The organism is Streptomyces sp. NPDC046197, from assembly GCF_040646295.1.
Classification (GTDB): domain Bacteria; phylum Actinomycetota; class Actinomycetes; order Streptomycetales; family Streptomycetaceae; genus Streptomyces.
Map to the genome: position 1 here is coordinate 250,771 of NZ_JBEYZY010000001.1, position 12,126 is coordinate 262,896.

Sequence of the window (12,126 nt, forward strand, 5' to 3'; positions counted from 1 at the left end):
CCGATCTTGGGGTGGCCGGTACCCTTGGTAGGTCCGGGCCGTGCCCGATCGTGCCGAGGGCAGCCACCTCGGCACCACCCGAACCGAAGGACGATGAACGACGATGCACCGGTACAGGTCCCACACCTGCGGCGAGCTCCGCGCCTCTGACGTCGGTACCGACGTCCGGCTCAGTGGCTGGCTGCACAATCGGCGCGACCTGGGCGGCATCCTCTTCATCGATCTGCGGGACCACTACGGCATCACGCAGCTCGTCGCCCGCCCCGGCACGCCCGCGTACGAGGCGCTGGACAAGCTGTCCAAGGAGACGGTGGTCCGCGTCGACGGCAAGGTCGTCTCCCGTGGCGCCGAGAACATCAACCCGGAGCTGCCCACCGGCGAGATCGAGATCGAGGTCGGCGAGGTCGAGGTGCTCGGCGAGGCCGCCCCGCTCCCCTTCACGATCAACAGCGAGGACGGGGTCAACGAGGAGCGGCGCCTGGAGTACCGCTTCCTGGACCTGCGCCGGGAGCGCATGCACCGCAACATCATGCTGCGTACGGCGGTGATCTCGTCGATCCGTCAGAAGATGGCCGCGATGGGCTTCAACGAGATGGCGACGCCGATCCTCAGCGCCACCTCTCCCGAGGGCGCCCGCGACTACGTGGTCCCCTCGCGAGTGCACCCGGGCCGGTTCTACGCGCTCCCGCAGGCCCCGCAGCAGTTCAAGCAGCTGCTGATGATCTCCGGCTTCGACCGCTACTTCCAGATCGCGCCCTGCTTCCGCGACGAGGACGCGCGCGCAGACCGCTCGCCGGGCGAGTTCTACCAGCTCGACGTCGAGATGAGCTTCGTCGAGCAGGAGGACGTCTTCCAGCCGATCGAGCAGCTGATGACGGAGCTCTTCGAGGAGTTCGGCAACGGCCGCCACGTGACCTCTCCCTTCCCGCGGATCCCGTTCCGCGAGGCGATGCTGAAGTACGGCTCGGACAAGCCGGACCTGCGCGCCAAGCTGGAGCTCGTCGACATCACCGACGTCTTCGAGGGCTCGGAGTTCAAGGCGTTCGCCGGCAAGCACGTGCGCGCGCTGCCCGTGCCGGCCGTGCAGGACCAGCCGCGCAAGTTCTTCGACCAGCTCGGCGACTACGCCGTCGCGCAGGGCGCCAAGGGCCTGGCCTGGGTCCGCGTCGGTGAGGACGGCTCGCTCTCGGGCCCGATCGCCAAGTTCCTGACCGAGGAGAACGTCGCCGAACTGACCAAGCGGCTCTCGCTCGCCCCCGGACACGCGGTGTTCTTCGGGGCCGGCGAGTTCGACGAGGTCTCGAAGATCATGGGCGCGGTCCGCGTCGAGGCCGCCAAGCGCGCCGGCCACTTCGAGGAGGGCGTCTTCCGCTTCTGCTGGATCGTCGACTTCCCGATGTACGAGAAGGACGAGGAGACCGGCGCGATCGACTTCTCGCACAACCCCTTCTCCATGCCGCAGGGTGGCCTGGAGGCCCTGCAGACCCAGGACCCGCTGGACATCCTGGGCTGGCAGTACGACATCGTCTGCAACGGCGTCGAGCTGTCCTCCGGTGCCATCCGGAACCACGAGCCGGAGATCATGCTCAAGGCCTTCGAGATCGCGGGCTACGACCGGGAGACGGTCGAGGAGAAGTTCGCGGGCATGCTCCGCGCCTTCCGCTTCGGTGCCCCGCCGCACGGTGGCATCGCGCCGGGCGTGGACCGCATCGTCATGCTGCTGGCCGACGAGCCCAACATCCGCGAGACCATCGCCTTCCCGCTCAACGGCAACGCCCAGGACCTGATGATGGGCGCGCCGACCGAGCTCGACGAGGCCCGCCTGCGCGAGCTGCACCTGTCGATCCGCAAGCCGCAGCCGAAGTAGGCCGCGGCACCGGAACGGCAGCCGGCACCGGCAGTGGCCCGGAACCGACATCGGTTCCGGGCCACTTTTTTCGTCCCTTGGCGGGCGCGGGTGTGATTGCGGCCGCCGGTCCGGTGACGGCTTCACGGCGAACGCCGTTCCGGCCTCCTGTCACATTCTTCCGGCGCCCGGCGTGGACTGGGGCTACTCGTCCGCAAAGACGTCTTCGGCCGTCGGGGCCGTGACGGCCCGCCGCAGCCAGTGGCGGAGGATCTCGGGATCGCCACAGCCGGTGACGCGTTCCCGGACCGCTTCGGGGACGTCGATGCCGCGCACTTCCAGGATGTCCAGGACGTCTTCGGCGGCGCGCTGAGCCCGGCCCTCGTCCCGGATCTCTTCGGAGAGATCTGACTTGTAGAAGGAGAGGTCCACGGCCACCAGTCTTTCTCCACAGGTGTCACGGACGGCTCTGTCGAATAGGTACGCGCGGCGGGCCTCCTGGTATCCCACCTGTGCCCGGTCGGCGTCGGTGATGTCCCAGCGTGGGTGGCTCATGGCAGGCCTCCGGAAAGCGCTCGTATACACACTGTGGGCGGGCGGGACGCGTCTACCGATCGAGCGGAAGGGATGTCTGTTCGGCCGCCGGGCCGATGTAGGTGTACTCGGTCGATCGTGCGATGCCCACAGAGTCCAGCCGCTGGCGGAAGCGGACGCGGAAATGGACGTTGTCGCCGAGCCCCGGGCGCATGCGCAGCAACTCTTCCGGCTCTTCGAACCGGACGTCGTAGGCATACGCATTCTTGGCGGTCCCCGTCTTGACCTTCACCCAGCCGCTCTCGCGGAGTTCGGTGATGCGACCGGAGATCGTGATCTCCTGGTCGCGGTCCCGGGTCTCCCGCAACCGTTCCACGTAGTGCCTGCCTCGTTCGGTCAGCTGCGCGCGGCGCATGCCTCCGTCGGCGGCGTACCAGGTCATCCCCAGGTCGAGGCTGTACCTACCCAGGGCGCGGGACAGCGACTCCACGGCGTCGAAGAGCCGGGCCCACTCGCGGACATCGCCCTCCGACTCCAGCGCGGTCAGCAACTCGGTGAGCGTGCGCATGCCCGTGCCGGCAGCAGAGGTGGTGGGGGCCTCAATGGCGTCCGGCTCCGGGGAGCCACCGGTGGTGACAGGCCGGGCGTGCACCACAGTGCTGCCCGCCGAGACGCCGGTGAGTTCCAGAAGGACGGGCGTGCCCGCGGCAGCGGAGATCGCTGCCTCCACCGGGTGCAGGAGGGCGTCCCCCCATTGAAAGCGCAGAGCTCCCGCCTCGGTGTCGGGACCGGTCAGGCGCAGCAGGAGCTCCTCGTCGAGTCGGGCGCCGGGCGCGTACTCGCGTGCGGCGGCGAGACGACTGGCCCGGTGCTCGGCCTCGATCTCTTCGTCGTCCCTGTCTTCGGTGCCCAGCTCGTCCAGGAGCCGGGCCGCGTGGTCCGCCGCGCCCGGATCGTCACCCAGGAGCGCGCGCCTGCGCTCGCGCCAGCTGTCGCCGTTCACAGTCGCACCTCCAGGTATCCGCGCGCCGGGGCGGCACTCTGCTCCGATGGTGAGCGGTCGGCCTGGCCGGGCAGCCTGCAGCGCTGCCACCAGTCGTCCCACACACCCCGCTGCGTGAAGTATGTCCGCTCTTCAGGCGTGAAGCGCTCCGGCTCGAAAATGTGGGCCACCGGCTGGTACCCGATGCGGAGCGGGGAGACGCCGAACTTCTCCCTCATTCTGTCCCGACTCTGGAAGGCGGTGGTCAGCCATTTGGAGCCGGGTCTGCCGCGTACCGCACGCTCGGCCCGGGTGTCGATCAGAAGCGTCGCGTCGATGTTCCCAGGGTCGGTTTTCGTGCTGACGAAGCTGCCACCGAGCCATATCCGGTGGATCAGCGGAAGGCCGGCAAGGACGCTTGCGTACATGTCCTCCAGTGTGAGGAAACGATCGACATAGCTGAGTAAGCCGTCCCACAGTGCTGTGCGGGTCGCGGAGTCCTGAAACTCCCGCGCGCTGACCAGCATGGACTCTGCTTCGTCGAAGGAGACCGAGTACCGGCCCAGGGGGAGGAATCCGTTGGCGGCGAAGGTGGGCGGCATATGAGGTCCTGTCGGGTGCCAGGTGTCGGAGCGTCGTCGCATCGGTCGGGGCCGGGGAGGTACGGGTCATCCTGCCGGAGTGGCTTCGGGGTCGTCAGCGCTTTCGGGTAGCTGCTTCCTTGGCGCGCATCCCTGGCAGTTGCGTGGGTCGGGGCCTCGGTAGCCGCGGTCGCAGGTGTCGCAGTTGCGCATGGGGTGATGGACGGGCGGGGGTGGTTCGGGGGCGCGGAACGGCGGCAGGGGCGGGAGCTGAGCGGTGAGGCGGTGGGCCAGGAGGGCGGCCGGGCGGCGCAGGGGCTCCGGTGGCAGGTCGCTGGTCAGGGCGTGGCGTACGGCGGTGGGGGTGAGGTCGCGTTCCAGCCAAGCGGCGACGCCGGGGGCGAGGTGTTCGGCGTCGGTGGCGGAGAGGAGCAGGCGCGGGTTCGTGCGGCGCAGGCCGGCGAGGACTTCGGTGGCTGTTTGGAGGAGGGCGGGGGAGGTGTACGCGGGCTTCGGTACGTCGGGTAGGGCGCGGGGACGTGCGGGTTTCTGCTGCGGGGCGGTGGCCGCGCGGCGGGCCGGGGGTTTGGGCGGGGCCGCCTCGGGTGTCTCGTGGTCGCGGGTGCGCTGCCGGCCCGGTTGGTTGCAGGAGACGGTGCGGGTGACGATCCGGCCGCTCGCGGTGCGTTCGCGGGTGCGGCGCAGGTAGCCGTGGGTCTCCAGCTCGCGCAGGGCGGCGGCGATCCGGGTCGTGCCCTCGGGGAAGCGGGCGGCGAGGGTCTTGATGTCGACGGGGGCGCCGGTGGGGACCGACTGGATGTACACCGCCAGCCCGATGGCGAGCCCCGACAGCTCGGGGTGCTGGGCGAGGTGGTTGCCGATCACCGTGAATCGGGTGGTGTGGCGGGTGTTGTCGTGGATGACGCCGCCGGGGTGCGCGTTCGCGTGCGGGCGCTGAGTCCGCCGGTGCGGGTGGTTTTTGCCGCCGTTACGGGACTGGGCGCGGGTGCGCACGCTAGTGTTTTGGGTATCCATCGGGAAGGTTGTGTCTTCCTTGGTGGTCAGGCCCTCGCAGTGGGATGCCAGTCCCTGCGAGGGCCGTTGCATGTCTGGGGGTTGTGCCGTGCCGTGCGGCTTGCCGCTCGGTGTTGCGCTGAGCGTAGGGCAGACAACCGGTGGCAAATCCAGCTCAGTTGGTGATGTTCACTCGCGGGAGTGAGCGTGTGCCGTGGGCGGGAGGGGTGGGGCTTGGTGCGGTTTCTTTCCCTCTCGTGGTCCTTGGGGAAGACCGCCGACGGCACCGCAGCACACGCGGTCGTGCTCCGGTGCGTGTGCCGTATCCACTGGTCAGGCGCGCGGCAGGTCGAGTTCCGCCCATACGGTCTTGCGGGGGGCCGGTCCGAGCTTCACGCCCCAGCGGTCGGCGAGGGCCTCGACGAGGAGCAGGCCTCGTCCGGACTCGGCGTCGGGGGCGGGTGGGTAGCGGCGCGGGAGGTCGTCACCGCGTGTGTCCGTGACCTCGATGCGGAGGGTCACGGGGCGGGCCAGGAGGGCGAGGCGGAAGTCGCGTCCGGGGAGCCGGCCGTGGGTGGCGGCGTTCGCGGCGAGCTCGGCGACGAGGTGCTCGGCGGCCTCGGTGACGCGGTGGGGCAGGTCCCGGGTACGCATCCAGTCCGTGGCGAGGAGCCGGGCGAGGCGGGCGCCGCGAGGCGTGGGTGACAGGAGAACGGTGAAGTGGTCGGCGGGCGAGAGAAGTTGGGTGGACTTTTCGCTGTTCACGTGACCGAGCGTGGCCGTGCGCGCCTACCGTGAACAGTGACAGCGCTGATACGTAGGGTGACTGTCCGGGGCTTGTCGGCTGTTGTCCGGGCTGTCTGAACTGGGGTTACTGGTATTGGCGTTGCGGCACGGCGGTGCGACGGTACGACGGAGGGTGCGGGATGTCGGTCGACGGAGAGGTGCGGCGGCTCGGGAGTGAGGCGGATGAGCCGGGGTGGGAGGTGGACCCGGACGACGAGTGGGGTCTGGCCGTCATCGCCACGGTGGGGCGGCAGTTGAGGCTGCGGCGGGAGGCGGTGGGGATGCGGGCCGCCGACTTCGCGGCGGCGGTCGGGTACGGGGAGGACCTGGTCTACAAGGTCGGGGGCGGGAAGCGGATTCCCCGGCCCGAGTTCCTGGACAGGGCGGACGAGGTGTTGGGGGCAGGAGGGTTGCTGTCTGCGATGAAGGAGGACGTGGCCAAGGTCCGGTACCCGAAGAAGGTTCGGGAACTGGCCCAGGTCGAGGCGAGGGCCGTGGAGATCGGGCTGTACGTGTGCCACAGCATCAGTGGTCTCTTGCAGACATCGGAGCATGCCAGGGCAGCGTTCGAGTCGCGTCAGCCTCCCTACTCCGAAGATGAGGTGGAGCGAATGGTGGCTGCTCGTGTGGCCAGGCAGTCCATCTTCAACAAGAAGCCGGCTCCCGTACTCAGCTTCGTCCTGGAGGAAGCGACGCTGCGCCGTCCTCTCGGGGGCACAATGGTGTGGCGACAACAGCTCGAACATCTGCTGGAGGTAGGACGGTTGCGGACTGTCACCCTTCAGGTGATGCCAACGCATTGCGAGGTCCATCCAGGCCCGGACGGCAGGATCGAACTGCTCAAGTTCGAGGACGGCACGGCGATGGGACGCGCCGACGGCGCCTTCAATGGCCGACCAACCTCCGACCCGAGGCAGTTGCGCATCCTCGAACTGCGCTATGGCACCATCCGAGCGCAGGCTCTCCCGCCACGGGAGTCGCTGGCCTTCATCGAGCAACTGCTGGGAGATACATGATCCACAAGGCTTCCGCCGGGGACGCCTCCGAACTGGCGTGGTTCAAGAGCAGCTACAGCGACGGCAACGAAGGTGACTCCTGCGTCGAGCTTGCCCTCACCCCCGGCGCCGTGCACGTTCGCGACTCCAAGAACGTCGACGGTCCCCGTCTGGCGCTCACGCCTGGCGCCTGGGCGGACTTTGTGGCTTACACCTCGGTGCTCGTCCCCCCAGCTTTCACGGACAGCCCCTTTCCGGCGGTCGTAGAAGTCTAGGTGCGGAGGGGGTGGTGACACCCCGGTCGGGCGGATCTGCCCGGACCGCTTGGGGCCGTGACGAAGAGGCCCGGAAACGAGTCATTCCAGGCCTCTGTGCGCAAGGGGTACTCCTACGCGGTGGGCTTCTCCTCCAGGCGGGGGAAGAGCACCGCGCCCTTGGTGACCGTGGAGCCCGCGGGCAGCCTGCCCCACTCGCCCGCGTCCTGGACCCGCTGGTCGGCAAGGGCTCCCAGGGACGCCTCGGCGCCCAGGGAGTCCCACAGCTTCTGGGAGGTGTCCGGCATCACCGGGTTGAGGAGGACGGCGACCGCGCGGAGCGACTCCGCGGCGGTGTAGAGGATGGTGGCCAGGCGGGCGCGGCCCTCCTCGGACTCGTCCTTGGCCACCTTCCACGGCTCCTGCTCCGTGATGTAGCCGTTGACCTGCTTGACGAGGTCGAAGACGGCGAGGATGCCGCCCTGGAAGTCCAGCTCGTCGCCGATCCGCCGGTCGGCCTCGGCGACCGCCTTGGCCAGACCCTCGTGGACCGCCTTCTCGGCCTCGCCGTCGGCCGTGGCCTCGGGCAGCGTGCCGCCGAAGTACTTGCCGACCATCGCGGCGACGCGGGACGCCAGGTTGCCGTAGTCGTTCGCCAGCTCGCTCGTGTAGCGGGCGGTGAAGTCCTCCCAGGAGAAGGACCCGTCCTGGCCGAAGGCGATGGCCCGCAGGAAGTACCAGCGGTAGGCGTCGACGCCGAAGTGGGACGTCAGGTCCTGGGGCTTGATGCCGGTGAGGTTCGACTTCGACATCTTCTCGCCGCCGACCATCAGCCAGCCGTTGGCGGCGATCCTGCCCGGCAGCGGCAGGCCCTGTGCCATCAGCATGGCCGGCCAGATCACCGCGTGGAAGCGGAGGATGTCCTTGCCGACCAGGTGGACGTCGGCGGGGAAGGTGGTCTCGAACTTCTCCTGGTTCTCGTTGTAGCCGACCGCCGTGGCGTAGTTCAGCAGCGCGTCCACCCACACGTAGATCACGTGCTTGGGATCCCACGGGATCGGAATGCCCCAGTCGAAGGTCGAGCGGGAGATCGACAGGTCCTGCAGGCCCTGGCGGACGAAGTTCACGACCTCGTTGCGCGCCGACTCGGGCTGGATGAAGCCCGGGTTGGCCTCGTAGTGGGCGAGGAGCCGGTCGCCGTAGTCGCTCAGCCTGAAGAAGTAGTTCTCCTCGCTGAGGATCTCCACCGGCTTCCGGTGGATGGGGCAGAGCTTCTGGCCCGCGAATTCGCCCTCGCCGTCCAGCAGTTCACCCGGGAGCTTGTACTCCTCGCAGCCGACGCAGTACGGGCCCTCGTAGCCGCCCCGGTAGATCTCGCCCTTGTCGTGCAGGTCCTGGACGAACTCCTGCACGCGGTCGGTGTGCCGCTTCTGCGTCGTGCGGATGAAGTCGTCGTTGGCGATGTCGAGGTGCTCCCACAGGGGGCGCCAGGACTCGGTGACGAGCTTGTCGGCCCATTCCTGGGGGGTGACCCCGTTGGCCTCGGCCGTGCGCATGATCTTCTGACCGTGCTCGTCCGTGCCGGTCAGGTACCAGACCTGCTCGCCGCGCTGACGGTGCCAGCGCGTGAGCACGTCGCCCGCGACGGTCGTGTAGGCATGCCCCAGGTGGGGAGCGTCGTTGACGTAGTAGATGGGGGTGGAGACGTAGTAGGCCGAGGACGTCACGTTCACGCCCCCTCGCCGCCGAAGCGCTCCTTGTACGCCTGCAGGTCCTCGTCCGTGAGCTTGGCGAACAGGACCGGCGGGACCGTGAACGGCGTGCCGGCGGGGACCGCGGCCAGGGACCTCGCCTCGTCGGGGGCCACCCATGCCGCCACGTCGTCCCGGAGGGCGAAGGCCTCGCGCATCGTCCTCGCGGTGGTCGGGATGAGCGGCTCGGAGACCACCGCGTACAGGTGGATCAGGTTCATCGCGGTACGGAGCGTCAGGGCCGCGCCGTCCTTGTCGGTCTTGATCTCCAGCCAGGGAGCCTTCTCCTCCAGGTAGGAGTTGCCCGCGGACCACAGGGCCCGGAGGGACGCGGCGGCCTTGCGGAACTGGAGGGTCTCCATGTGCTCCTCGTACTCGGCGAGGAGACGGGCGATCTCCTCGCCCAGCCTGTGCTCCGCCTCGCCGGGCTCGCCGCCCGCCGGGACCTCGTCGCCGAAGCGCTTCCTGGAGAAGGACAGGACGCGGTTGACGAAGTTGCCGAGGGTGTCGGCGAGGTCCTTGTTGACCGTCGCCGTGAAGTGCTCCCAGGTGAAGGACGAGTCGTCCGACTCGGGGGCGTTGGCGATCAGGAAGTAGCGCCAGTAGTCGGCGGGCAGGATCTCCAGGGCCTGGTCGGTGAAGACTCCGCGCTTCTGGGACGTGGAGAACTTTCCGCCGTAGTACGTCAGCCAGTTGAAGGCCTTGACGTAGTCGACCTTCTTCCACGGCTCGCGCACGCCGAGTTCCGTCGCCGGGAACATGACGGTGTGGAAGGGGACGTTGTCCTTCGCCATGAACTCGGTGTAGCGGACGTCGGTGTCGACGTCGTACCACCAGGACTTCCAGTCCCGGTTCTCCGGGTCCTGGTCCGACCACTCCTTCGTCGCGCCGATGTACTCGATGGGTGCGTCGAACCAGACGTAGAAGACCTTGCCCTCGGCGGCCAGCTCCGGCCAGGTGTCGGCCGGGACCGGGACGCCCCAGTCGAGGTCACGGGTGATCGCGCGGTCGTGCAGGCCCTCGTTCAGCCACTTGCGGGCGATCGACGCCGCCAGCTGCGGCCAGTCGTTCTCGTGGCGGGAGACCCATTCCTCGACCTCGTGCTGCAGCTTGGACTGCAGGAGGAAGAGGTGCTTGGTCTCACGGACCTCCAGGTCCGTGGAGCCCGAGATCGCCGAGCGCGGGTTGAGCAGGTCCGTCGGGTCCAGGACGCGGGTGCAGTTCTCGCACTGGTCGCCGCGGGCCTTGTCGTAGCCGCAGTGGGGGCAGGTGCCCTCGACATAGCGGTCCGGGAGGAAGCGGCCGTCGGCGGGGCTGTACACCTGGCGGATGGCGCGTTCTTCGATGAAGCCGTTCTCGTTCAGCCTGCGGGCGAAGTGCTGCGTGATCTCCACGTTCTCGGGAGAGGAGCTCCGGCCGAAGTAGTCGAACGCCAGTGCGAAGCCGTCGTAGACCGCCTTCTGCGCGTCGTGCGCCTGCGCGCAGAACTCGTCCACCGGCAGGCCCTGCTCCTTCGCGGCCAGCTCGGCGGGGGTGCCGTGCTCGTCGGTCGCGCAGATGTAGAGGACGTCGTGGCCGCGCCGGCGCATGTAGCGGGCGTACGCGTCGGCCGGGAGCATGGACCCCACCATGTTGCCCAGGTGCTTGATTCCGTTGATGTACGGAAGGGCGCTGGTGATGAGGTGTCGAGCCATCGCGGGCTGCTCCCAAGTCGCTACGTGGGGTGACGGTCGGCGGATTCCCTGGCCGTCCGGTTCGTCTACGAACCTTGAAATCGTAGCCGACATGGGTGCGCCGCCCGCTGCCCGTTTTACGGGCTGGGAAGCGGGCGGCGCACTGTGTCGTGCGGCGGTTCCGGTCGGTTACGGGCGCCAGGACGCGAGGAGGCCCTCGTAGAGCTCCTGGTCGGTGAGCTCGCGCGGGGTCGGGCCCGCGTGGAAGAAGGACGTGTTGCCGGTCTTCAGTTTGCGGAGGTAGTCGAAGGCCTTGTTGTCGTGCTCGCCGAAGGCGACGAAGGAGAAGAAGACGGTGGGGTGGTTCTTCGCCGCGTCGGTGAGGGACTGGGTGGCGGGGGTCTTGGCGTCGGGGGCGCCGTCCGTCTGGAAGATCACCAGGGCGGGGGTGGCGGCACCGGCCGACTTCTCGTGGTGGGCGAGTACGGCTTCGACGGCTGCGTGGTAGCTCGTGCGGCCCATGCGGGCGAGGGAGGCGTGCAGGTCGTCGATCTTGTTCTCGTGGTCGCCGAGGGTGAGCTCGCCGGTGCCGTCCAGCTCGGTGGAGAAGAACACGACGTGGACGGTGGCCTCGGGGTCGAGGTGGGCGGCTAGGGCGAGGGTCTGCTCGCCGAGGGCCTGGGCGGAGCCGTCCTTGTAGTACGGGCGCATGGAGGCGGAGCGGTCCAGGACGAGGTAGACCTTGGCGCGGGTGCCGGTGAGGTCGTTGTTCTTGAGGGCGGTCGCGGCGGCCTTGTAGGCGGTGGTGAGGCCGGGGGCGCGGGACTTCACTCGGGTGAGGGGGTTGGCGGGCTCGGCTTCGCCGTCGGCCGGGGGCTGGGGGAGCGGTGCGGGGGTGGCGGGCTTGCCCGGGGTTGCTTCGGGGTCGGCCTCGGCTTCGCCGTCGGCCGGTTCGTTCCCACCCGCACCACCCGTGCGGCTCTCGTTGTCCGGTGCGGGTGGCCCCTGTGGGGCGCCCTCGCCGTCGGCGGCTTGCGGGTCGTCCACCTTGGCTGCCACGGGCTCCGCCGGAGTCCCGGCGACCGACTCCGGTGCGGGTTCGGGGGTCGGCTCCTCGGAGGCGGGTGTGTCCGTCGTCGACGGAGTCTCGGGGGCCGACTCCGTCGCCGTCGGCGTCTCGGGCTCCGGCTTCTCCGTCGCCCGCGTCTCGGCGGTCGGCTCCTCGGCGGCGGGAGTCTCGGGCTCCGGCTTCTCCGCGGCGGGAGTCTCGGGCTCCGGCTTCTCCGCGGTCGGTTCCTCGGCGGCCGGAGTCTCGGGCTCCGGCTTCTCCGCGGCCGGCTCTTCGGCGGCCGGCTCCGGCGCGGGCTCGGCGATCGGCGCCTCGGAGGCGGGTGTGTCCGTCGTCGGCTCCTCGGCGGCCGGTTCCTCCGCGGCCGGCTCTTCGGCGGCCGGAGTTTCGGGGGCCGACTCCGTCGCCGTCGGCGTCTCGGGCTCCGGCTTCTCCGTCGCCCGCGTCTCGGCGGTCGAATCCTCCGAAGTCAGCTCCTCGGCGGCCGGAGTCTCGGCCTCCGGCTCCTGCGCGGGCGGCTCTTCAGTGGCCGGAGTCTCGGCGGTCGGCTCCTGCGCGGGCGGCTCTTCAGTGGCCGGAGTCTCGGCGGTCGGCTCCTGCGCGGGCGGCTCTTCAGTGGCCGGAGTCTCGGCGGTCGGCTC

At 69.4% G+C, this 12,126-nt stretch carries 9 protein-coding genes and 2 pseudogenes; 3 read left to right on the forward strand and 8 right to left on the reverse strand.

Features of this window, described 5'->3' with window-relative positions:
* Positions 1-103 precede the first annotated feature (103 nt).
* Complete coding sequence (gene aspS / locus AB0A61_RS01145; RefSeq protein WP_361284114.1) at positions 104-1,867, forward strand: aspartate--tRNA ligase; 1,764 nt, start codon at positions 104-106, stop codon at positions 1,865-1,867.
* Positions 1,868-2,050: 183 nt separating this feature from the next.
* Here the strand turns inward: aspS and AB0A61_RS01150 are convergent.
* The 5 genes and pseudogenes from AB0A61_RS01150 to AB0A61_RS01170 all read right to left on the reverse strand — a co-directional run.
* Positions 2,051-2,287 (reverse strand): annotated as a pseudogene (locus AB0A61_RS01150) (hypothetical protein); the annotation flags it as partial.
* Between the two features lie 166 nt (positions 2,288-2,453).
* Positions 2,454-3,383, reverse strand: a complete 930-nt coding sequence (locus tag AB0A61_RS01155) for a hypothetical protein (protein ID WP_361284117.1) — start codon at positions 3,381-3,383, stop codon at positions 2,454-2,456.
* On the reverse strand, positions 3,380-3,964 hold the full coding sequence (locus AB0A61_RS01160) for a hypothetical protein (protein ID WP_361284119.1): 585 nt from the start codon (positions 3,962-3,964) through the stop codon (positions 3,380-3,382). Before AB0A61_RS01160 ends, AB0A61_RS01155 begins: the two co-directional genes overlap by 4 nt.
* A 66-nt stretch (positions 3,965-4,030) precedes the next feature.
* Positions 4,031-4,978 (reverse strand): helix-turn-helix domain-containing protein, encoded by a 948-nt coding sequence (locus tag AB0A61_RS01165; RefSeq protein WP_361284122.1) that lies wholly within the window; start codon positions 4,976-4,978, stop codon positions 4,031-4,033.
* 312 nt (positions 4,979-5,290) lie between these two features.
* On the reverse strand, positions 5,291-5,722 hold the full coding sequence (locus AB0A61_RS01170) for an ATP-binding protein (RefSeq protein ID WP_361284125.1): 432 nt from the start codon (positions 5,720-5,722) through the stop codon (positions 5,291-5,293).
* A 161-nt stretch (positions 5,723-5,883) separates the two neighbouring features.
* Here AB0A61_RS01170 and AB0A61_RS01175 point away from each other — a divergent pair, with 161 nt between their 5' ends.
* Positions 5,884-6,759 carry a helix-turn-helix transcriptional regulator gene (locus tag AB0A61_RS01175; protein ID WP_361284128.1) on the forward strand — a complete coding sequence of 292 codons (876 nt, stop codon included), beginning with the start codon at positions 5,884-5,886 and terminating at the stop codon, positions 6,757-6,759.
* Positions 6,756-6,956, forward strand: a pseudogene (locus AB0A61_RS01180) (DUF397 domain-containing protein); the annotation flags it as partial. The gene AB0A61_RS01175 and the pseudogene AB0A61_RS01180, both read left to right, overlap by 4 nt.
* 170 nt (positions 6,957-7,126) lie before the next feature.
* On the opposite strand, the gene metG (AB0A61_RS01185) reads toward AB0A61_RS01180, so the two are convergent.
* The 3 genes from metG (AB0A61_RS01185) to AB0A61_RS01195 form a co-directional block, all read right to left on the reverse strand.
* Positions 7,127-8,725: a methionine--tRNA ligase gene (metG, locus tag AB0A61_RS01185; RefSeq protein WP_361284131.1), complete on the reverse strand. Its 1,599-nt coding sequence runs from the start codon at positions 8,723-8,725 to the stop codon at positions 7,127-7,129.
* Positions 8,722-10,437, reverse strand: coding sequence for a methionine--tRNA ligase (metG, locus tag AB0A61_RS01190; RefSeq protein WP_361284134.1), 1,716 nt, complete (start codon positions 10,435-10,437; stop codon positions 8,722-8,724). The genes metG (AB0A61_RS01185) and metG (AB0A61_RS01190) overlap by 4 nt, the downstream gene beginning before the upstream one ends.
* Before the next feature lie 168 nt (positions 10,438-10,605).
* Positions 10,606-12,126, reverse strand: a 1,521-nt coding sequence (locus AB0A61_RS01195; protein WP_361284137.1) for a VWA domain-containing protein, incomplete at its 5' end; no start/stop codon positions are given.

Coding starts and splice junctions, on each gene's coding strand:
- aspS (WP_361284114.1), top strand. CDS start 104: ATGCACCGGTACAGGTCCCACACCTGCGGCGAGCTCCGCGCCTCTGAC.
- AB0A61_RS01160 (WP_361284119.1), bottom strand. CDS start 3,964: ATGCCGCCCACCTTCGCCGCCAACGGATTCCTCCCCCTGGGCCGGTAC.
- AB0A61_RS01165 (WP_361284122.1), bottom strand. CDS start 4,978: ATGGATACCCAAAACACTAGCGTGCGCACCCGCGCCCAGTCCCGTAAC.
- AB0A61_RS01175 (WP_361284128.1), top strand. CDS start 5,884: ATGTCGGTCGACGGAGAGGTGCGGCGGCTCGGGAGTGAGGCGGATGAG.
- metG (WP_361284134.1), bottom strand. CDS start 10,437: ATGGCTCGACACCTCATCACCAGCGCCCTTCCGTACATCAACGGAATC.